The organism is Prosthecobacter sp. (assembly GCF_044227185.1).
In the GTDB taxonomy this organism is placed as follows: Bacteria; Verrucomicrobiota; Verrucomicrobiia; order Verrucomicrobiales; family Verrucomicrobiaceae; genus Prosthecobacter.
Window position 1 is genome coordinate 47,888 of record NZ_JBGAFO010000019.1, and the last position, 19,912, is coordinate 67,799.

Annotated in this window: 16 protein-coding genes and 1 other RNA gene; 10 read left to right on the plus strand and 7 right to left on the minus strand. The window is 62.6% G+C overall.

Annotation, left to right across the window (positions count from 1 at the left end; all coding sequences use genetic code 11):
* Positions 1–457 precede the first annotated feature (457 nt).
* Together ACILSQ_RS29720 and ACILSQ_RS29725 are read right to left on the minus strand one after the other, a co-directional pair.
* On the minus strand, positions 458–1,579 hold the full coding sequence (locus ACILSQ_RS29720) for a glycosyltransferase (RefSeq protein ID WP_395747337.1): 1,122 nt from the start codon (positions 1,577–1,579) through the stop codon (positions 458–460).
* Positions 1,580–1,583: 4 nt separating this feature from the next.
* Complete coding sequence (locus ACILSQ_RS29725; RefSeq protein ID WP_395747338.1) at positions 1,584–2,405, minus strand: class I SAM-dependent methyltransferase; 822 nt, start codon at positions 2,403–2,405, stop codon at positions 1,584–1,586.
* 181 nt (positions 2,406–2,586) lie between these two features.
* Between ACILSQ_RS29725 and ACILSQ_RS29730 the strand changes: the two genes are divergently transcribed.
* Genes ACILSQ_RS29730 through ACILSQ_RS29740 form a run of 3 tightly spaced genes read left to right on the plus strand, consistent with a single transcriptional unit; the run spans position 2,587 to position 6,339 of the window.
* Entirely contained in the window at positions 2,587–3,288 is a 702-nt protein-coding gene (locus ACILSQ_RS29730; RefSeq protein WP_395747339.1) for a class I SAM-dependent methyltransferase, read from the plus strand.
* A 55-nt stretch (positions 3,289–3,343) separates the two neighbouring features.
* Entirely contained in the window at positions 3,344–5,041 is a 1,698-nt protein-coding gene (locus ACILSQ_RS29735) for an ArnT family glycosyltransferase (protein ID WP_395747340.1), read from the plus strand.
* Positions 5,038–6,339, plus strand: coding sequence for a nucleotide sugar dehydrogenase (locus ACILSQ_RS29740; protein WP_395747341.1), 1,302 nt, complete (start codon positions 5,038–5,040; stop codon positions 6,337–6,339). The genes ACILSQ_RS29735 and ACILSQ_RS29740 overlap by 4 nt, the downstream gene beginning before the upstream one ends.
* A gap of 79 nt (positions 6,340–6,418) precedes the next feature.
* Here ACILSQ_RS29740 and ssrA read toward each other — a convergent pair.
* Both ssrA and ACILSQ_RS29750 read right to left on the minus strand, forming a co-directional pair.
* Positions 6,419–6,770: a transfer-messenger RNA gene (gene ssrA, locus ACILSQ_RS29745) on the minus strand.
* Between the two features lie 70 nt (positions 6,771–6,840).
* Positions 6,841–7,281: a hypothetical protein gene (locus ACILSQ_RS29750; protein WP_395747342.1), complete on the minus strand. Its 441-nt coding sequence runs from the start codon at positions 7,279–7,281 to the stop codon at positions 6,841–6,843.
* Positions 7,282–7,504: 223 nt separating this feature from the next.
* Between ACILSQ_RS29750 and cysS the strand changes: the two genes are divergently transcribed.
* Entirely contained in the window at positions 7,505–8,998 is a 1,494-nt protein-coding gene (gene cysS / locus ACILSQ_RS29755) for a cysteine--tRNA ligase (protein ID WP_395747343.1), read from the plus strand.
* A 382-nt stretch (positions 8,999–9,380) separates the two neighbouring features.
* On the opposite strand, the gene ACILSQ_RS29760 is transcribed toward cysS, so the two are convergent.
* Positions 9,381–10,304, minus strand: a complete 924-nt coding sequence (locus ACILSQ_RS29760) for a hypothetical protein (protein ID WP_395747344.1) — start codon at positions 10,302–10,304, stop codon at positions 9,381–9,383.
* A 297-nt stretch (positions 10,305–10,601) separates the two neighbouring features.
* On the opposite strand from ACILSQ_RS29760, the gene ACILSQ_RS29765 reads away from it, so the two are divergent.
* The 4 genes from ACILSQ_RS29765 (at position 10,602) to ACILSQ_RS29780 (ending at position 16,322) form a co-directional block, all read left to right on the plus strand.
* On the plus strand, positions 10,602–13,364 hold the full coding sequence (locus ACILSQ_RS29765; RefSeq protein ID WP_395747345.1) for a serine/threonine-protein kinase: 2,763 nt from the start codon (positions 10,602–10,604) through the stop codon (positions 13,362–13,364).
* Positions 13,365–13,403: 39 nt separating this feature from the next.
* Positions 13,404–14,156: a hypothetical protein gene (locus tag ACILSQ_RS29770; protein WP_395747346.1), complete on the plus strand. Its 753-nt coding sequence runs from the start codon at positions 13,404–13,406 to the stop codon at positions 14,154–14,156.
* Between the two features lie 57 nt (positions 14,157–14,213).
* The gene (locus tag ACILSQ_RS29775; RefSeq protein ID WP_395747347.1) at positions 14,214–14,822 is read left to right on the plus strand and encodes a DUF1080 domain-containing protein; all 609 of its coding nucleotides are present in this window, start codon (positions 14,214–14,216) and stop codon (positions 14,820–14,822) included.
* Between the two features lie 183 nt (positions 14,823–15,005).
* Positions 15,006–16,322 carry a DUF1552 domain-containing protein gene (locus ACILSQ_RS29780; protein ID WP_395747348.1) on the plus strand — a complete coding sequence of 439 codons (1,317 nt, stop codon included), beginning with the start codon at positions 15,006–15,008 and terminating at the stop codon, positions 16,320–16,322.
* A gap of 103 nt (positions 16,323–16,425) precedes the next feature.
* On the opposite strand, the gene ACILSQ_RS29785 is transcribed toward ACILSQ_RS29780, so the two are convergent.
* Positions 16,426–16,821, minus strand: coding sequence for a hypothetical protein (locus tag ACILSQ_RS29785; protein WP_395747349.1), 396 nt, complete (start codon positions 16,819–16,821; stop codon positions 16,426–16,428).
* 139 nt (positions 16,822–16,960) lie between these two features.
* Between ACILSQ_RS29785 and ACILSQ_RS29790 the strand changes: the two genes are divergently transcribed.
* Together ACILSQ_RS29790 and ACILSQ_RS29795 are read left to right on the plus strand one after the other, a co-directional pair.
* The gene (locus ACILSQ_RS29790) at positions 16,961–17,530 is read left to right on the plus strand and encodes an elongation factor P (RefSeq protein ID WP_395747350.1); all 570 of its coding nucleotides are present in this window, start codon (positions 16,961–16,963) and stop codon (positions 17,528–17,530) included.
* 132 nt (positions 17,531–17,662) lie between these two features.
* Complete coding sequence (locus ACILSQ_RS29795) at positions 17,663–18,097, plus strand: hypothetical protein (RefSeq protein ID WP_395747351.1); 435 nt, start codon at positions 17,663–17,665, stop codon at positions 18,095–18,097.
* A 58-nt stretch (positions 18,098–18,155) separates the two neighbouring features.
* On the opposite strand, the gene ACILSQ_RS29800 is transcribed toward ACILSQ_RS29795, so the two are convergent.
* The gene (locus tag ACILSQ_RS29800) at positions 18,156–19,889 is read right to left on the minus strand and encodes an ABC transporter ATP-binding protein (RefSeq protein WP_395747352.1); all 1,734 of its coding nucleotides are present in this window, start codon (positions 19,887–19,889) and stop codon (positions 18,156–18,158) included.
* Positions 19,890–19,912: the final 23 nt, after the last annotated feature.

Consider the following 19,912-nt stretch of genomic DNA (forward strand, 5'->3'; position numbering starts at 1 on the left):
CGCTTTGATAGTGATTCCGGTCGATAGCAACCAATCTTCTGCCCTAGACTTACCCTCATAAATTCACCGCGCTTTGAGTTATTTCGTTTGGCATACTAAAGCGCAATTATTGCAGGATAGCTTCTCACCCGCTTAGTAAGCCGTGATTAGTACCCGGATAACTTCAGACTCCTAAGTCGCGAGACCGAGACTGTATCACCGGAGAGAAAAAATTGCGCAGCGATACCACCCGTCGAACGCAGACGACCAACCGGAGCGGACCTACGAGCCTGCAGCAGGTGGCAGGCACCCGCCCCCTCTCTTCATCACTCCCGCCACGCCGCAAACACGAGCGCGCCGTGGAGTGAGAGCGCCGAAAAGACTGCGGCACACTCAGAGGCCCGAGCTTCCGGGCTGCGTTTGCCGCGTCGGAAGCAACGGATTCTTGAGGCATCCTACCTCGCCCACCACCCTCCCCTCAGGTCACCGCCTGCCGGTAGATCTGGCGGTACCCCTCAGCCATGGCATCCATGGAAAAGCGCCGCACCACGGTGTCACGCGCGCAGGCTCCCAGGCGGCGCAGCTCGTCCGTATTCGCCAGGATCTCACGAAGGGCGCAGGCCATGTCTGCCGCCGTGTTCATCTCAGACAGACAGCCATTTTCACCCGCGCGGATCACCTCCGCATTTCCACACGCGGAGTGCGCCAGCACCGGCACTCCGCACGCCATGGCCTCCAGCACTGCATTGGAAAGCCCTTCGATTTCCGATGGCGCCGCGAGAAGATCCATCGACCGATAATAAGGCAGCAGGTCATCCTGATGCCCCGCCCAGCGGATGCGTGCCGCCAGCGGATGCGTCTGCATCGTGTGGATCAGCGCCTCCCGCTCTGCTCCGCCATCGCCCACCACCAGCAGCTTCAGGCCCGGATGCTCCGCACCCAGCAGTGACAGCGCATCAAACAGCAGCGCATGCCGCTTCAGTGCCACGAGCCGTCCCACAATGCCCACCACAAACTCATGCGGGGCATGCCCCGCCGCGCTGCGCTCCTGCGAAGGAGACACCGCCGGACGGAAACGCTCGCAGTCCACGCCATTGGGTGTCACCACCACCCGCCGCTGCGGATCCAGGCCCAGGCTTTGAAGATTGTCCCTCACACTGGAGGAAACACCATGAATGGAACGGCAGATGGAAAAAAGCAGCCGCCGCTGCCACAGGCGCTTCAGCGTGAGATCCTGCTTCTGCAGCTGGCCATGCTCCCCATGCACGATCGGCAGCGTCCGTCCTCCCAGACTGGCCAGTGCCGCATAGATCAGCGTGCCCAGATTGTGGCTGTGTAGCAAATCCGCCCGCGTGGCCTTCATGTGCCGTCGCAGCGCCCGCGCCGCCTTGAGGGAAAAGCCCCTCGTTTTGCCGACCACCACCACCTTCTCCGGCTCCGGCATGCGCGCGGCAAATTCACCCCGGAAGCGCAGGCAGGCGGCGTGAATGTCAAAGCCATGGCCATGCAGCCGCCGCGCCACGTTCACCACTCCATTTTCCAGCCCGCCCGGAGCCAGGGAGTCCACCACATGCAGCACCCGGATGGTTTCCACGCTCATGATCTCAAGCGTGCAGCGGCTGCCTGAATGCGGTGATCACATCCTGGTACAAACCCGCCTGATAAGTCTGGCCGCCATCCTGCCACTCCTTGAAGGAGGCGATGATTTCAAAGCCGCGCTCCTTCAGGAGCTTCAGCATGCTCTCATGCGTCACATTGCTGCGCCAGCCGCCGAGCGCTCCGCCCACGCTGCCATGATGAAGAATGCCCACGCCGCCCGGCTTCAGCACACGGCGGAACTCCGCCGCGTATTTCTCCACCTCTGCCTGGTTGATGTGCACGAAGACATCAAAACTCCACAGCACATCGATGGAGCCGTCCGGCACGCCCTGGAGATCGCTGCCTGACCCCACTGCAAACCTGGCCTTGAGCTCGTGCGCAAATTGGCGGCGGCACAGCTCCACACAGGACGCCGAGATGTCGATGCCCACATACTCCGAGGCACGCGCTAGCAGCGGCACCGTCCAGCGCCCGCCGCCGGGGCCGATCTCCAGCACGCGGCTCCCGCAGGGCACGTGCTTCTCCAGCACACAGTGAATGACAGAAGCCTTCCACTCCTCCGAGGGGCTCCACTCTTCACCTCCGGCGCTCCAGTCCCAGGCTTCCCAGATGGCCTTGTTAAGTGCGGAGCTGTTCATGCCGGGCAGCCGCTTCTCCCGCCGCAGCCGGTCCATGGTGTTGAAGGCCCTTTGCGCCAGCGCGCTGTGGACGTAGTAGATGCCAAAGGCCAGGCACCAGCGGGCTCCGTTCTCTTTCACAAGGAGTCTCAGCAGGCGGGCCTTGTGGGTCCATGCGATGCGGCGGCGGTTTCCGATAATGTCTTTCATGCAAAGGTCATCTCTGGCGGGCTCATGCTGAATCGCACACCACGCGCCCATGGTCAATGCACCGCATTCCCAGGAGCAAGATACGTCCAGCCTATGACAGATAAGGCAGTGTCTATGTTACTCTTGTTAAACCAAAGCAGTTGTTTTTTGAGTATGGCTCATCTCTAATGAAACTAACTTCATGAACAAAAATGCAGCCGCACCAGAGTTCGACCAGTACGCCTCGAACTATGAGGAGTATCTTCAGCACGGACTGTCCCTGACCGGGGAAGGCTGGGATTACTTTGCCGCGGGCCGCGTCAGTTGGCTGCGCAGTCAGTTGGACCGCCGCGGGCTGAGCCCTGCCTCCTGCCTGGACTTTGGCTGTGGCACGGGCGCCTCGTGCGGGTATCTGCATCGCGCTCTTGGCCTCCGCTCCTATCTCGGCTTTGACCCATCCTCCGCCTCCATCGCGCAGGCGGTTCAGGCCACCTCCTGGCAGGGCGCCAGCTTCACCCATGCGGCGGACGGCATCGCGCCGGAAAGCATGGACCTGGCATTCTGCAACGGCGTCTTCCACCACATCCCGCCCGCGCAGCGCATGGATGCCCTGCGCTTGATTTGGAGGTCTCTCAAGCCAGGAGGCGTCTTTGCTTTTTGGGAGAACAACCGGTGGAATCCCGTGGTGCATTACCTCATGAGCAAGGTGCCCTTTGACCAGGATGCGCGGATGCTCTTCCCCTCCCAGGCACGGCGCCTGCTGCGCGCGGGCGGCTTTAAAGTCTTGAGCACAGACTATCTTTTCATCTTCCCGCGCTCCTTGAGCTTTCTCCGGCCTCTGGAGCCCGCGCTCTGCAAGCTGCCGCTCGGCGGGCAGTATCTCGTGCTGTCTCGCAAAGAATAGGTCAGCCAGTAAGTCAAACGCGCCTCCTCCCGCTCCCGTGCCCCCGCCCTTGCTCATGTCCGCGCCCGTTTCACCTCCTCCCGCGCGCTGGACCTGGGCCGTCTTTGCCGCCTGTCTTTTACTCTCTGTCATCCACCTCACCACCAGCGGCGCGCTGGACTCTGATCTGGCGGGAGACCCTGACGAAGCAGCCCACGCCGTGACCGCGCTCATGCTGCGGGACTACTTTGCCGGCGGCTGGCTGCAGCCACCCATGCGCTTTGCCACGGCGTACTATGCGGACTTCCCCAAGGTGGCGCTGGGCCACTACCCGCCCGGCTGGTACCTCCTCGGCGGCCTCTGGCTGCTGCCATGGGTCTCCATCAAAAGCCTGCTCATCCTGCAGGCCGTGTATCTGGCCGCCCTCGGCGCGCTGCTCTGCCGGCTCGCCTCAAAGTTCACCTCCCTGCCCGCGGCGGCGGTGGCCGGGCTGCTCGTGGCCGCCATGCCGCTCACGCTGAAACAGTCCCAGTTTGTCATGTCAGATCTGCTTCTGGCCTGCCTCTGTCTGCTGTCAGTGTTCGCCTGGGCCTGTTACCTCCATGAGCCCACCGTGCGGCGCGCGCTGAGTTTTGGCTTCATCGCCACCGCCGCCATTTTGACCAAAGGCTCGGCCCTTGGGCTCTGCGCCGTTCCCATCGTGGCCACCATCCTCACGCGCCGCTGGGCGCTGCTCGCGCGCGTTTCCTGGTGGCTTTCCGCGCTGCCCGTGGCGCTCAGCGCCGGCCCGTGGATGCTCTACTCCTCCAGGATCACCGCGGAAGGCATGTCCCACCAGTCACTGGGAGCCTTTCTGCAGGAGGCCGCCGCCTTCTATGCCACCGCGCTGCCTGAAGTGCTTGGCTGGCTCTTTGCCCTGCTGGCACTGGCGGGTTTGGGCGGGCTTCTCCAGCTCAGCGGCAGAAACTCCCGCCATGCGGGGCTGGCCGCGGCGCTCTGGGGGCTGCTGGTGGGAATGGCTGCCATCATGCTGCTGGTGCCCGCTGGCACGACCACGCGTTACCTTCTGCCGCTGCTGCCCGCGCTGCTGCTCGCGGCCGTTCTCACGGCAGACCGCATGTGCGCCACACTCTCCACCTTGCGCTGGCCGGTCTTTCTGCTTCTCGTGGCCGGCGGCTTCGCATGCGTGGCGCAGTGGCCGGAAAAACACGTCAGCGGCTTCAGCGCCGCCGTCATGCGCGTGGGCATTCCACATCCCCAGCCGGATGCCCGCTCCGAAAGCTGGCTCGTCGTGTCAGACCCACGCGGCGAGGGCGCCATCATCGCCGCCGCTGCCTTTGCCTGCGGCCAGCGCTCTCCCTCTCCTCTGCGCGTCTGTCGTGGCAGCAAGGAGCTCGCTTCCAGCGACTGGCTGGGCCGCGGCTACCAGCCCGCATTCTCCACCGCGCCGGAGCTCCTCCGCCATCTCGACACCCTGCGCGTCAGCCACGTCTTTCTGGATCTCTCCGTGCCCGAAGAAAAGCGCCTGCCCCACGACAGGCTCCTGCATGCGGCCCTTCAATCCGCGGGCCCTCTCTGGCGGCTGGACTTTCAGCAGCCCGTCTCTCGTATCCACGGGGAAACCGGCCTCCTCTGGGTGTATGCGCGCACGCAGCCTCCCCCTGCCGCACCAGCGCAGCGCGGCCCTGCCTCGGCCGCACTTCACCACCGCACTCCACTTCCCCCCACGCCCTGTCATTTCGCGGCGGCGCCGGGCATTGATTCCACATTATGAATGTTTCCGTCTTCGGCCTCGGATATGTCGGCGCAGTCACCTCAGCCTGCCTGGCGGAACAAGGACACCGCATCACCGGCGTGGATGTCCACGCCGCCAAGGTGGACGCCTTCAATCGTGGTGAATCCCCCATCATCGAGCCTGAGATCTCCAGCCTGCTGCATCGCGCCCGCAGCCAGCACCTTCTCTCCGCCACGGAGGATGCCCGGCAGGCCGTGGCAGACACAGACGTCAGCATCATCTGCGTGGGCACACCTTCGCAGAGCACCGGCATCTTAAATCTCGACTACGTGCAGAAAGTCTCCTCCCAGATCGCGCAGGCCACCCGGGAGACGCGGAAGGAGCACATCCTCATCTACCGCAGCACCATGCTGCCCGGCAGCACCCGCCGTCTGGTGCAGGATCTGTTTCATGACCTCTGCCACCCAGGCCGGGTCCGCGTGTATTACTGCCCCGAGTTCCTGCGGGAAGGCAGCGCCGTGCAGGACTTCCGCACCCCCTCTCTCGCAGTCATCGGCACGGAGGCGGGCCACGCACCCGCGGATCCCTCCATGGCCGCGCTTCTCGGCGGCCAGCCCGCCGTGCTCACCTGGGAGGGCGCGGAGATGATCAAGTATTCGTGCAACTACTTCCATGCCCTCAAGGTGGGCTTCGCCAATGAGATCGGCCGCATGTGCAAACACCTCGGCGTGGACGGCACCCACGTCATGGACGTGGTCTGCGCGGACACCCGGCTCAATATCTCCCGCTACTACATGAAGCCCGGCAATCCGTTTGGCGGCTCATGCCTGCCCAAGGATGTCTCCGCGCTCCGCTCCTTTGCACGCCATGCCAATCTCAGCCTCCCCCTCCTGGAAAACACCGCCGCCACCAATGCCGCCCACCAGGAGCTGCTGCTCCATCTCATCGAGGCCAAAGGCAGCCGGCGCATCGGCTTCCTCGGCCTGGCATTCAAAGCAGACACCGACGACCTCCGCGGCAGCCCCATGGTGGCCGCCGCGGAGACTCTCCTGGGCCGCGGCTGCGAGCTCAGCATTTACGATCCGCAGATCAATCTCTCCCGCCTCATCGGCGCCAATGAGCAGCAGATCAAAGCGCGCATGCCGCACCTCGCGCAGCTCCTCAGGCAGGATGCCGCTCAGGTGCTGCAGTCCAGCGACGTCATCGTCGCCTCCCAAAAGTGCGTGCCCCTCGATCTCCTCCGCCAGCACGCCCACGCCGGCCAGCACCTCATCGACATCAACCGCTGGGACGACCTCCGCACCCTCCCCTGGCACTACGAAGGCGTCTGCTGGTGAAAATATCTCACGGCCCATGGCTCTTTCTCACCCGCCCCTGGCTTGCAGCGGTCTGAAATGGCCCGCTGATTTTTAAAAAAAGTGGAGGCGAGGGGAGTTGAACCCCTGTCCGAATAACCATCGCCCGTAGCGTCTCCATGCTCAGTCTCATCTTTGGTCTCGGTGGGAGCCGGCTTGAGACAGCCTGCCCTTCACCCAGCGTCCTGTTTGATCTCGTCTGCGGCCCGGTCGCCCGGCCATCAGACCAGCCTGGTAGTGGCATCGTTCAGGCTACCAGACATTGCCTGAAGGATGTCGCAGGGCTTAAGCTGCGAGTGCTAGCTCGTTAGAGTTTGCATTTATGTTTTTGATCCGGTGTTTAACGAGGCCAACGAATCATCCTCGGCATGCAGCTCCGAACTTAGGCTACCCGTCGAAACCAGTACGCCCCCGTTTTGGAGTGAACGAAGTTAGTGCGGCGCGGGGAGATTGCAAGCAGGCAATCCATGGGACCGCATGCCGTCACGCGGCTCCCTGCAATGCCTCGCCCGCCGGAAGGGCGGCGTTTTTCCGCCTCTGCTGGCGCTGCTGAGCCGGGGCGCTGAGGGCAGGCTGCAGCAAAAAGACATCCGCCCCCCGATATTCATCAGCCGCGCGCGCCGCCCAACTGTGGTCTCCCGCCACCACCACGGCGTTCATCTGGCCAAAGGAGGGCAGCGCCTCCCGCAGGGGCAGGTAGCGCACCCCGGCAGGGTCATCCTCCATTTCCTTCTGGCCGCAGCGCGCCACGTATGTATAGCCTTCCCGGCTGAACTGCCGCGCCAGCGCCGCCACCTGCTCATCATAGTCCGGGGAGTCTCCCACTGAGACCGGCGCAATGATGAGAAAGTTCCGATAGGACGAGGACTGCAGCTCTGCACGAGCGGCTTCACGATCGGCGAAGACCTGGAGGATGGGAGTCATGTCAGGCAGGAGGAATGAGGGTGAATGTGAGAGCTGCGGCAGCGGCGGCGGGCCCGAATGCAGGCCCGCCGGGAGCTGCTTCACCAGTGCTTCGTGTCGCGGCGCTTGATGGGCCGGGTTCAAAATGCTGGAATGCCTGATATTCTTCACAGCCTGCCCCCCTCACAGCCACCGCATTCCCGCCCTCGACATTCGCCATTCGTCATTCACCTTCCCCGCCCTCATGCCTGCAGCCCTGCCCCTGAAACTCCACGACACCCTCTCCCGCACCGACCGCGATGTCACTCCGCTCGATGGCAAGACGCTGCGCTTCTACTGCTGCGGGCCCACCGTGTATGGCCCGGCGCACATCGGCAACTTCCGCACCTTTGTGGCGCAGGATGTGATGCGCCGCGTCGTGGAGGCCGCCGGCACTCCAACCCTCCACGTGCGCAACATCACCGACGTCGATGACAAGACCATCCGCGATTCTCAAAAAGCAGGCCAGAGCCTCATCGCGTTCACGCAAGGCTGGACGCAGAAATTCCACGCCGACTGCGCGGCGCTGAATCTCCTGCCCCCGCACATCGAGCCCTCCGCCGTGGCGCATATCTCGCAACAGGTGGCGATGATCGAAAAACTGGTGGCCGGCGGCCACGCCTACGCCGCCGCGGACGGCAGCGTGTACTTCCGCGTTTCCTCATTCAAGGACTACGGCAAGCTCAGCCACCTGGAAGACCGCGAGCTGCGCCTGGGCGCCAGCGAGGCCGCCAGCGCCACCGACAGCGATGAATACACCAAGGATTCCCTCACCGACTTCGCTCTCTGGAAGGCGCGGAAGCCAGAGGACGGCGAGAATTTCTGGCCCAGCCCCTGGGGCGAAGGCCGCCCCGGCTGGCACCTCGAGTGCAGCGCGATGATTCTCGAATACCTCGGTGAAGATTTCGATCTGCACAGCGGCGGCGTGGACCTGATTTTCCCGCATCATGAGAATGAGATCGCGCAGAGCTGCTGCAGCACGCACGGAAAGTTTGCGCATCACTGGATGCACGTGGCGCACCTGATGGTGGACGGCGGGAAGATGAGCAAGAGCATCGGGAATTTGTACACGCTGGCGGATCTGGCCGCGCGCGGCTACACGCCTGCGGAGGTGCGCTATGTGCTGATCTCCGGGCATTACCGCGCGCCGCTGAACTTCACGATGCACAGCCTGGACTCGGCACGGCAGGCGCTGCAGAAGCTGGCGAAGGCGGACAAGGCGCTGGCGGAGCGCGGACTTCCAAGTCCGCAGCACTCCGCAGAGTCAGGCAACTCCGCCTCCGGGCAGAAAGGTGGCGCAGCGCTTCGCTCACCTGCTGCGGGCTCGGAGGCCCGCGCTCCCGGCCCGTTTGCGGAGGCCTGGGAGGTGCTGCTCAATGACCTCAACGTCCCCGGTGCCATGGGCTCCATCTTCGGCACGCTGAACAAACTGAAGCCCGCCGCACTCTCTGCGGAAGAAGCCGCCGCCACACGCAGAGGCCTGCACTTCATGCTGCACGCCCTCGGCATCACCCTGCCCCCCGTCGCCGATGACGCAGCCTTCGATGTGCCCGCCGAGATCCAGGCCAAAGCCCAGCAGCGCTGGGACGCCAAGCAGGCCAAAGACTGGGCCACCGCCGACACGCTGAGAAAAGAACTCGAAGCCGCCGGCTGGCTCATCAAGGACAGCAAAGAAGGCTTCACCGTCGTGCCGAAGTGATGGGTGGAGAGTCTGCGAAAGCACGAGCGTAAATTGGGAGTGCGGTCGCGCAGTGAGGCACGAACGCAGCCACCGCTTTCGTCGTGCAGGATGGCAGCCGTAGATCACGAACCTTCCAAATGCGGGAGCTGCTGGCTTCTCGCAAACAAGTGAAGCTTGCGCACACCACGAGACGCTCGAAAGCGGTAGCTGCGGTCGTTCCTCCCTCCGCGACCGCAGTCCATATCCTGCTGCGCCCGCCGGACCCAATGACTCTCTTTTTGAGAGCCGGTCCAAGGCAGGGCCAGGAGCCCAGGCTGATGCGCTCATGACGAAAACCTCCCGGCTTATGCAGCCGGGAGGCACCATCGTCATACCAATGACTTTCGATCTCGACTAACAATTAAAAGCTGATGCTCAGAGTCACACCGCCGAAGAGCACGCTCTTGTAGGGGTTGTCAGAGGCACCCGCAGCACGAACGGCACCCGCCAGATTGCCAGTGGTTCCCATGGGGATGTTTCCAGCGATGTACGGGATCAGCGTCGCGCGGCTGTTCAGCTTGATGGGGAAACGAATACCGGTGGTGAGCGCGGTAAAGCCGGTCACATTCGTGGGTCCCGGAGTCGCCCCGCCCCAGGTGCTGGTGACACCCGTGTTTTGGCTTCGCGCAAATTGCCAGGTCATGTTGTGGCCGTAGCCCACGGTGGCGAAAGGAACGATGCTGATGACATCGGTGACAGCGAATGTCGAACTCGCATTGATGTCGAAGTACCACGACGAATTAACGTAGTCATAGTTCGCGCTGGAGGTCAGATCGATCGGCCCCAGTGACGTGGTAAGGCCGAGGTTCACTTCCTGCCCGTCGTTCATGTTGCCACCGGTGGTGCCATTCGGCAGGGCGCCCATGTTGTGATAGTAGCGATACCCCAGGCTGACTGTGGCCGGGCCAAAATCGTGAGCCAGGGAGGCACCCAGCTGAAGGCGCTGGTAGGAAAGATTGCCCACACCACCGAAGTGATCCTGATCCCCGGCAAAGGAGCCGTACTGCGCATCCCAGTTCAAATAAGTATTGCCCGCATGGTCTTCACTGGCACCGCCCATGAGCAGAAGCGAACCGTTCAATCCGGCACGCACCCAATGCTGGCCAAAGTTGAGACCACGCCAGACATAGTTGGTATCATAGCCGATGGAGGCTGTGATGCCGAGATCGTCATTCACGGGAGCCGGGGCGATGGGGTTTTTAGGAGCAGGGGCGGTCCCGGCCACAACGGGAGCGGCGGCAAGCGCGAGAAACCCCAAGGTGTTCAGCAAGGTCTTAAGCTTCATATTTTTTTGATGATTTTATGTAGGATGTTACGTGATTTCGCGTGGATGAACAGTTGAGCGAGAGCAGGGCCTGCCGAAGCAAACGCACTACCCTCCCCCACCTCTAAACCAAGGCCAATTGAGTTTGTGACAGGGTTTCCGCACCGGGTGGTGATTTTTTCCGCACACGAGGCTTGCTAGAGACCGGATGAACGTGAAGTCATGCAGGGCATGGACGCGACAAGCCCGCCGGACTCCCCCATTCCACCCGACACGGACGTGCCGACTCAGCGGTTAACCCCATCAGTCATGCAGGGCATGTTCGCAGCAGTCGCTGGCGGCGTGACGCGTGAGCTGCGCGGCTGGCAGCCGCCCAGCGTGGAGGAACTGCAGAAGATGCTGCCCCAGTACGAGATCAGCGCCTTCATCGCCCGTGGCGGCATGGGTGCGGTGTATCGCGGCACGCAGAAGGCGCTCAAGCGCCCGGTCGCCATCAAGGTGCTGCCGCCCGAGATTGAGGATGGAGACATGCAGTATGCCATGCGCTTCAAGCATGAGGCGCAATCCATGGCGCGGCTCAGTCACCCGAACATTGTGGCTGTGTTTGATGCCGGAGAGACATCCGGCGGCCTTCTCTATTTCGTGATGGAGTACATCGAGGGCACGGATCTGGCGCAGCTCATCGCCAGCGAGAGCAGGCTCGATCTCCAGCGCACCGTGCCGATCATCACCGCCGTGTGCGAGGCGCTCGCCTTCGCGCATGAGGAGGGCATCATTCACCGCGACATCAAACCCGCCAACATCATGATTGACCGCCGCGGTCGCGTGAAGGTGGCGGACTTCGGCCTGGCGAAGGCCACCAGCACGGACGCCACCCTCGTCACCCAGAGCAACATGGCCATGGGTACGCCCGACTTCATCGCCCCGGAGTCCTTCATCCCCGGCATGCCGGTGGATCAGCGCGCCGATCTCTACGCCGTGGGCGTCATGCTCTACCAGATGCTCACCGGCAGAGTACCCCGTGGCCGCTTTGAAGCCCCCAGCGCCGTGATGCCCATGGTCAGCCAAGGCTTCGACGCCATCGTGGACAAGGCCATGCAGACCGACCGCGATCAGCGCTACAGCACCGCCACGGAAATCAAGGCGGACGTGGAGCGAGTCTCACGTGACAACGCGGAGTCTCATGACCGCCCTGGTCCTGCACCCGGTGCCGCCGCAAAAGGAGTAGCGGGCAAGCGCGCCCGCGCCGTGCGCATCACCGTAGTGACGTTGATCGTGCTGGGAACGGGAGTGTTTTTCACTTTCAAAAGCACGCCGGTCACCGCGCCCGCGCCGGGAGCGGCACCACCCAAGGCAGCGACTCCGCTCTGGAAAAAGCTGCCGGCACCAGACGCCAAGTTTCTAGCCAGCAGTGATGCATCGATCAATGCGGAGGGGGAGTGGACGGTCACGAAAGGACTCTCCTTCTGGCAGGTGCAGGGACGGAACATCGGCGTGCGCGGCGAACTCAAACGGATCGCAGGAAGCACTGAGCCTCTTCAGGTCGCCGTGCGGAATGGAACCATGGCCCCGTCAGGAAACCACACCTCGAAAGCCAGCCGCAGTCTGGTGCTGAATCCGGCACTCGTGCTGCTTCAGTTAAACCGCCCCAAGGCGGACACACCGGCTGAGAGGGAATACATCCCGCTGACCCGTGCCAAGTACCCCCCGGGGATGGATGCGGAGAAAGAGTGGGTGCCCTTTGAATTCGCCGTGGTGGGAGACGCCTCTCTGGCCAGCCTGGCAGGCGTGCCGATACTGCCCGTCGGCCACTCGCCGGAGGGCCAGGAAACAGGCTACCTGCAACTCATGTCAGGTCAGTTTCGCAACCTCGAATACCTGCCGTTGGATGGCGTGTCTGAAGGCGAGGCGCTCAAGCTTCTGGAGGCGGATGCCCCCTCGGTTGCCTCTCCCACCGCCCCCAGCACAGGAGCCAGGACCTTGTCACCGTCCTCCGAGCCGTGGCAGAACGTCTTGCCAGAGAGCGCGGGGCTGCGTCTGTCAGGTGAGGCCGAGCGCGTTCCAGAGGGGCTGAAACTCAAGGGGAAGTGCTCGGTGCATCCATCTCCCAGCCAAAAACGAGACCGGGACGGTGCTATCCGCATGTTGTGGACCTTTGGAGACATCCGCCCTCAGCTGCGAGTGCGCTTGATCGATGACCAAGGTGCCTACATGCTCCAAGCCCGCAGCGACAGCCAGATCGTGCTGACGAGCTTCAGCAACATCACGAAAACAACCACCGAACACCGCGTGTTTGCTCTGAAGGAGAAGCTGCAGCCAGGGCAGGACTATGAACTGGAACTGCGTGCGACTGGCAGGACGCTGACCGCGAAGCTCAACGGCGAGATCCTTGGCACGGTGACGGACGAAACGTATGCCGAGGGAATGCTTGGCGTGGGCGTGGGAACCGGCATCAGCTCTGGCAGCGGGGCTCCGGTTCGGATCAAAGCCCTGGAGGTGCTGCATCTGGATGGCTCCGCGCCTTCCAATGCCACCGCTGAACCTGCCGCCATCAAGCTTTGGGACACGCCGGGAAGCTTTCCTGATCACCCATCCGCGCGTTGGGAGGCCGGAGCCATTCACATCCCGAATAAGGGCGCTCTGATAACCTACGATGTGCGGCTCACGGATGTGGTCCTGCGCGCCGAAGTGCTCATGAGTGCCGACTCTTTGACCCCGCAGATCAACGCTCGCTGCACCGGCAATGATGCCACGAGCGACACCCATTACAAACTCGGCCTGAGTTCTGACCGCACCAAGGTGGCTCTCGCAGTGGTGGTCAATGGCTCCCAAAAGCAGCTCGGCGGGTGGCCACTTTCCCGCGCCTACCGGACCGACGAGTGGCTGCCGCTGGAGTTGCGCATCGTCGGGGACCAGATCACCGCTTCCGCGGAAGGCCGCGTGCTCGGCATCGTGCATGACCGCTCCATCCCCGGCGCCGGCGGCCTCAAGCTCTACACCACAAAGGACGGCTGGTTTCGCCATGTGGAGTATGTGCCGCTGGACAAGCCCGCCCTCAATGCCGCACCACCTGCGCGGTGAACTGCCGGCCGCCAGCGACACCGGCAGGCACCCGACCTCATGACCACTTCCCTCAAAAAAGGCGACGGCACATTTCCCACCACGGAGTGGACGCTGGTAGCGCGACTGCGCAATAAGGATGCCGGGGTGAGCGCACGCGCGCTGGATGATCTCTGCACGCAGTACCACTACCCGCTGTACTGTTTCATCCGCCAGCGCGGCCTGCCGCACCACGATGCCCAGGATGCGCTGCATGACTTCTTCGCCAAGCTGCTGCGGCTGGAGGCGTTCGAAGACATGGAGCAGGAGAAGGGCCGGCTGCGCACCTTCCTCGCCAAATCGCTCCAGCGCTTCCTCATCACCCGGCACCAGCAGGAAAGCAGGCGCGCGGAGCGTGAACTGTCCGTGGATTGCACACGGTTCGCGCTCGATCCGAAACTCGAACAGCGCTACCAGCGCGAGCTGGCGGCCTCGCATCATGCACCCGATGTGGTTTTTGACCGGCAGTGGTGTGAGCAACTCCTCCAGCGTGTGCTGCTGCGCCTGCAGGCGGATTATCAGAAGCGGAAAAAGCTCCCCGTGTTCACCACTTTGCGGCCGGTGCTGCTCAGCGGCGGCAGCCTGCGCGGACATGATGCGGCGCAACTGGCCGCCACACTGACGATGACCGAACCCGCTCTGCGCACCGCACTGCTGCGGCTGCTGCGCGACTACCGCACGCTGCTGGAGGACGAGGTGCTGCAGACCGTCACATCCAAGGATGAAGTGGAGGCGGAGATCGCCCAGCTCATGAACAGCTTGCGACGTGACTGAAATCATTCTGACTGAAATCTGCGCGCGCAGCGTTCTGTCACTTCCGACATTCCAACCATGAAACACATCGCCGCACTCCTCCTCGCCGCACTCTCGCTTTCCACACTGCATGCCGAAGACTGGCAGCCGGAGGCGGGCTTCACCTCGCTCTTCAATGGCAAGGACCTCACCGGCTGGTGCTTCCGCGAAAAGACCAAGAAGGACGATCCCAACCCCGGCGCCATCACCGCCAAGCACGATGGCAAGACGGAGGCCGCTGATGCGGGCCGCTACATCGTGAAGGACGGCGTCATCGCCGTGACCTTCCCCACGGAGATGGACAAGCTCACCGGGCAGATCTACACCGTAGCGGAGTTTCCCAAGAATTTTGTGCTCAAGCTCGAATTCCGCGCCAGCGTCAATGCAGACAGCGGCATCTTCATCCGCAAGCCCCAGCTCCAGTGCCGCGACTACCTCGTGGCCGGCCCGTACAAGGAGCTGAAAAAGTACAAGCCGCAGGAGTGGAACCAGATCGAAGTCACTGTGAAAGACGGCGTGGCTCACTGCACCTGCAACGGCGAAGTCCTCGAAGACGCCCTCAAACTCCCCGCCACCGGCCCCATCGGCCTGGAAGGAGACCGCGGCGTGATGGAGTACCGGCATATCCAACTCAAGGAGCTGGAGTGAGGCGGGCGGATTTATGATTTACGATTTTTGATTTATGATTTGCCGAAGAGGAGCCCAGGCCGCCGCTGCGTGGCCTCTGCTCCGCGTTGTAAATCGTAAATCATAAATGCTCGCAGCTAGATGGACGTTTCTGCGGTGTATTAATGTTGTCGGCTTCGTAGAGCACGGCACTGTAACTTCCCCATGAAACACCTTCATCGTCGTCAATTTCTCCGTGATCTCGGCATTTCCGCCGGGGCGCTGCCGTTTCTTGCCGGGCTCCCGAGCATCACTGGGGCGCCGGCACCGCAGAGGAAGCAGCGGCTGATCATCATGTTTTCGCCGAACGGGACGCTGCCGAATGAGTTCTGGCCGGACCAGGAGGGCACGGACTTCAGCTTCAAGTCCATCCTGAAGCCGCTGGAAGCGTTCAAGGAGAAGATGCTGATTCTGCACGGGATCGCCAACAAGGTGAAGGGCGATGGCGACAGCCACATGCGAGGCATGAGCTGCCTGCTCACCTGTGATGAGCTGCTGAAGGGCAACATCATGGGCGGCGGCGGCAATCCGGCGGGCTGGGCCAGCAGCATTTCCATTGACCAGGAGATCAAAAACTTCCTGCAGAGCCGGGCGGAGACGAAGACGCGCTTTGGCTCGCTGGAGTTTGGGGTGGCGGTGCCGGAGCGCGCGGACCCGTGGACGCGCATGTGCTATGCGGGTGGAAACCAGCCCGTGGCGCCGATTGATGATCCGCACCAGATTCTGAAGAAGGTCTACGGCCGGATGAAGGACAAGGACAGCCTCGTGAGCATTCTGGATGATGTGCGCGAAGATTTGAAGCGTGTGTCCTCAAAGCTCAGCGCGCGTGACAAGGCGCTGCTGGACCAGCACATGACGCTGGTGCGCAGCATGGAGCAGGATTTGGCCGAGGCAGACAAGCAGGGCAAGCTGGCCCACCCCGTGCCGCAGGTGGACCCCAGCATCGAGCTGGTGAATGACAACACGCCGCAGATCAGCCGCATCCAGATCGACCTGCTGGTCAACTCTCTGGCCAATGACATGGCGCGAGTGGGCACACTGCAGTACATGCGCAGCGTGGGCATGGCGCAGATGCGCTGGCTGGGCGTGGAGGAGGGGCACCATTCCCTCTCTCACGATCCGGACGACAAGAAGGAGAGCTACGAAAAGCTGCTCAAGATCAACACCTGGTTTGCCGGAGAATTTGCCTACCTGGCGCAGCGCCTGAGCGAGACACCCGAGGCCACCGGCGGCGGCAGCATGCTGGACAACACGCTGCTGGTGTGGACCAATGAGCTCGGCAAGGGCAACAGCCACACGCTGGACAACATTCCCTACATCATGATCGGCGGCGGGTGCGGCTTCAAGATGGGCCGCAGCCTGAAGTTTGACAAGGCGGCCCACAACCGCCTGTGGATGGCCGTGGCGCAGGGCATGGGGCACAATCTGCAGACCTTCGGCAAGAAGGAGCTCTGCGAGGGCGGCGCACTTGCCTTGAGCTAACGAGAAGCGGGAAGCGGGCAAGAACTCGTCAAAAGGGTCAGGAGAGGGTCAAGGCCCGAGGCTTGACGGGCCCTGACCTCCTGACTTTCTCAACACCTGCCGCCTAGTGGTGCCAGTTGTTGTTGTGGGAACCATTCCAGTGGTGCGGGTACTGCTGCTGGACGTTGTTGTGGTGGTACTGCGGATGGCTGTTCAGGTAGAGCGGCACGGAGGGGGAGCTGCGGATGACCGTGTGATTCACGCCGTACGGATGCGGGCTGGAGACCCAGGATGAACCATTGTGGTAATGGTACATGTTCGTCTGCGGGTGGTAGTAGGTGCGGTACTTGGGATAGTAGGTGTAGTTGCTGCGGTTGTAGGCCGGAGCGTAGGAGTAACCGCCGCCGCCGTAGCCCGGGCCGAAAAAGGCGGGGTCGCAACTGGCGAGGGTCAGAATGGCGGTTGCACCGAGGAGACAAAATCCGGCTTTGCCGGAGAGAGAGGATGGATTTGCTTTCATGGCATTCCGACCCTCCTCTTAAAAAAAATAAAAGCAATGCGGTTCCAATCCGTTCGCCGGGGGATGCTTTCCCTCCCGCGAGACCGTGAACCAGCGCTTGCAAAACCCGCCAAACTCGCCATGAAAGCAGGCTCTTCTTATGCCAGCCACCCCAGTCATCAACCTCCGCAAGGGACACGCCGTCCGCTATAACAACGACGTCTGTGTCGTCACCGACACCGAACTCAAGACGCCGCCGCGCATGGCCTCGTTCGTGCAGATGTCCGTCCGCAGCATCACCATCGGCAAGATGTACAACCTGCGCATGACCTCCAACGAGTCGCTCGAGTCCGTGAACCTCGTCAAAGACAGCCACGAATTCAGCTACAAGGACGGCGACGGCTACCACTTCATCCACCCCGAGACGTTTGAAGACGTGCTCATCGGCGAGGACAAGCTGGACGCCAAGACCCGCGGCTACCTCATCGAAGGCCAGAAGTACCTCGTCGTCTTCGCGGACGACGTCGTCGCCGGCATCGAACTGCCCGCGAACATCATCATGACCGTCACCGACAGCCCCGCCGGTGTGAAGGGCGACTCCGCCAACAACGTGTACAAGGAAGCCACCACGGAGTCCGGAATGCGCGTGCAGGTCCCCCTCTTCATCGGCCCTGGCGACAAGATCAGTGTCAAGACCGAAGACGGCACGTACCTCGGCCGTGCGAACTGAGTTTGAGCTGAACTGATTCATCGAATTGCAGAACGCCTGATCGTGAAAGCGGTCAGGCGTTTTTGCGTTGGTGTCTGGACGTGTGCAAATAGTGCTGTTACAACGCGCAGCATGCGGCGAAATTGAACCAGCATGAAGCATCCCAGCCTGTTCTCAGTTCTAGCGGCAGCGGCATCTTTTTGTTTTCTTGAACCTGCATGGGGCAAAGAAAAGGCCGGGGGTGATGCGGCCGATGCGGATGCTTTTGAACAGGAAAGACTGGCTGATTTTCGCGCCATCTATGACCATGACGGCAAACTGGACATCATGATTGGCCGCGTCGAGAACGGTGTCAGGCATCCCGTGACATTCTCCCTGGACGAACTCGAATCTTTTTGGAAGGAGCAGGGCAAGGGGAAATTCGTCTGCATCACGCTGGCAAAGGCGGACCTTGGAGAGAAAGAGCAAAAGAAACTGGTCACGAAGCTGGCCGACTATTTTTTCAAATGCGGACTCAAGAGAGTTCGGATCCACCAGGCGCAAGGATTCGGAACCGCCGTGTTGTATGACTCGTCAAAGCAGGGGTAGTCATCCGGGGCTTGATCTCTTGATGATCTCTTGATGATCTCTTGATGATCTCTTGACCTCACTTCCCTTCATCGAAGGCCAGGGCGGCCATTTCGCGGTAGTAGGGGGATTGTTGCAGCAGCTCTTCGTGGGTGCCGCTGGCGAGGATGCGGCCCTGGTGGAGGACGTAGATGACGTCGGCCTCGATGATGGTGCTGAGGCGGTGGGCGATGATGAGGCTGGTGCGGTTGGCGCGGAGTTTGGCGAGGGCGGTCTGGATGAGGTGCTCGGACTTCACATCGACGGCGGAGGTGGCTTCATCGAGGAGGAGGATGGGGGCGTCCTTGAGGAAGGCGCGGGCCAGGGCGAGGCGTTGGCGCTCGCCGCCGCTGAGGAGGACGCCGCGCTCGCCCACCTCGGCATCGAGGCCTTCGGGGATGCGCCGCACGAAGTCTTCGGCGCAGGCGTCGCGCAGGGCGGCCCAGAGTTCTTCGTCGGTGGCGGTGGGTTTGCCGATGAGGAGATTGTCCCGCACCGTTCCGGCGAAGAGGAAGGCCTCCTGCGTGACGTAGGCGAGGGACTGGCGCAGGAAGCGTTTGCTGAGCTGCTGAACGGGGGTGCCATCGAGCGTAATGCTGCCGCTTTGCGGATCGTAAAAGCGGGCGAGGAGCTGGAAGAGGGTGCTCTTGCCGGAGCCAGTGGCGCCGACGATGGCGATGGTTTGATGATGGGCGGCGCGCAGCGTGATGTCCTGCAGCACGGGCTTGTCCGCGCGGTAGCTGAAGGTGACGGCGCTGAAGGCAACCTCACCGCGAACGGTGCTGAGGGTCTGGCCGGCATCGAGGTCCTCCTCGGTTTCCTTGTCGAGAATGGCGAAGACGCGCTTGGCGGCGGAGAGGCCGTTCAGCAGTGTTTGATTGACGCCGTGCAGACGGGCGATGGGTTCGTAGAGAAAGCCGACGAGGAGAAGAAACTCCATGAGCTGACCGGGTGTCATGCTGCCTTTCACGCACCACCAGGAGCCGGCCATGAGCAGGAGCACGAGCCCCGCATTTCCCAGCAGCGTCATGGACGGCGCGTAGAAGGCCCATGCAGCCATGAGGCGGGTCTGCTTTTCTTTGAGGCGCTGGCTGGCGGCGAGAAAGCGCCACTGCCGCGTCTCTTCGGCGGTGAAGCTCTTGATCTGGCGGATGCCGGTGATGGTGTCGTGCAGGGTGGCGTTCAGCGCGCTGGTGGCCTCACGCGCGGCGGTGGCGCGGGGGGAGACCCAGCGGGAGTAGATCCAGCCGCCGGCGGCAATGAAGGGCGTTGGCGCGAGCACGAGCAACGCGAGCTTGGCATCCGCCACCAGCATGACGATGGCGGTGATGAGGATCTGCAGCACGGCGGTGCTGCCCTGCTCGATGCCTTCCAGAATCACGCGCTGCGTGGCGGGCACGTCGTCAGCGAGCTTGGTGAGGATGTCGCCGGTGCTCTGGTGGTCAAACCAGCGCAGGGGGAGGAGGGCGATCTTGCGGTGAAGCTGGCTGCGCAGGTCAGTGATCATGCGTTGCTCGAAGGTGCAGTTCACCCGGGTGCGCAGGTAAAACAGGCCCTCCCGCAGCGTGAAGGCGAGCAGGGCCAGGCCGCCGGCGCGCCAGATGAGATCGCTGCGCCGCTGCGGGATGATCTCGTCCATGAACCAGCGCACCACGCCGGGAAAGACGAAGATGAGGCAGGTGCCGGCCAGCGCGAGGGCGAACTGCCCCAGCGCGATGCGCCAGTGGCCGCGTGCAAACGCCAGCAGGCGGCGCAGGGCGCTGCGGTTGGACATGGGCGGCTCAGACTTCTCTTCTT

What these genes read in the sequence shown, in the direction of transcription:
- ACILSQ_RS29800 (WP_395747352.1), bottom strand. Translation starts at nt 19,889, where the DNA reads ATGTCCAACCGCAGCGCCCTGCGCCGCCTGCTGGCGTTTGCACGCGGC.
- ACILSQ_RS29795 (WP_395747351.1), top strand. Translation starts at nt 17,663, where the DNA reads ATGAAGCATCCCAGCCTGTTCTCAGTTCTAGCGGCAGCGGCATCTTTT.
- ACILSQ_RS29750 (WP_395747342.1), bottom strand. Translation starts at nt 7,281, where the DNA reads ATGACTCCCATCCTCCAGGTCTTCGCCGATCGTGAAGCCGCTCGTGCA.
- ACILSQ_RS29780 (WP_395747348.1), top strand. Translation starts at nt 15,006, where the DNA reads ATGAAACACCTTCATCGTCGTCAATTTCTCCGTGATCTCGGCATTTCC.
- ACILSQ_RS29725 (WP_395747338.1), bottom strand. Translation starts at nt 2,405, where the DNA reads ATGAAAGACATTATCGGAAACCGCCGCCGCATCGCATGGACCCACAAG.
- ACILSQ_RS29785 (WP_395747349.1), bottom strand. Translation starts at nt 16,821, where the DNA reads ATGAAAGCAAATCCATCCTCTCTCTCCGGCAAAGCCGGATTTTGTCTC.
- ACILSQ_RS29720 (WP_395747337.1), bottom strand. Translation starts at nt 1,579, where the DNA reads ATGAGCGTGGAAACCATCCGGGTGCTGCATGTGGTGGACTCCCTGGCT.
- ACILSQ_RS29770 (WP_395747346.1), top strand. Translation starts at nt 13,404, where the DNA reads ATGACCACTTCCCTCAAAAAAGGCGACGGCACATTTCCCACCACGGAG.
- ACILSQ_RS29765 (WP_395747345.1), top strand. Translation starts at nt 10,602, where the DNA reads ATGTTCGCAGCAGTCGCTGGCGGCGTGACGCGTGAGCTGCGCGGCTGG.
- ACILSQ_RS29730 (WP_395747339.1), top strand. Translation starts at nt 2,587, where the DNA reads ATGAACAAAAATGCAGCCGCACCAGAGTTCGACCAGTACGCCTCGAAC.
- ACILSQ_RS29740 (WP_395747341.1), top strand. Translation starts at nt 5,038, where the DNA reads ATGAATGTTTCCGTCTTCGGCCTCGGATATGTCGGCGCAGTCACCTCA.
- ACILSQ_RS29760 (WP_395747344.1), bottom strand. Translation starts at nt 10,304, where the DNA reads ATGAAGCTTAAGACCTTGCTGAACACCTTGGGGTTTCTCGCGCTTGCC.
- ACILSQ_RS29775 (WP_395747347.1), top strand. Translation starts at nt 14,214, where the DNA reads ATGAAACACATCGCCGCACTCCTCCTCGCCGCACTCTCGCTTTCCACA.
- ACILSQ_RS29735 (WP_395747340.1), top strand. Translation starts at nt 3,344, where the DNA reads ATGTCCGCGCCCGTTTCACCTCCTCCCGCGCGCTGGACCTGGGCCGTC.
- cysS (WP_395747343.1), top strand. Translation starts at nt 7,505, where the DNA reads ATGCCTGCAGCCCTGCCCCTGAAACTCCACGACACCCTCTCCCGCACC.
- ACILSQ_RS29790 (WP_395747350.1), top strand. Translation starts at nt 16,961, where the DNA reads ATGCCAGCCACCCCAGTCATCAACCTCCGCAAGGGACACGCCGTCCGC.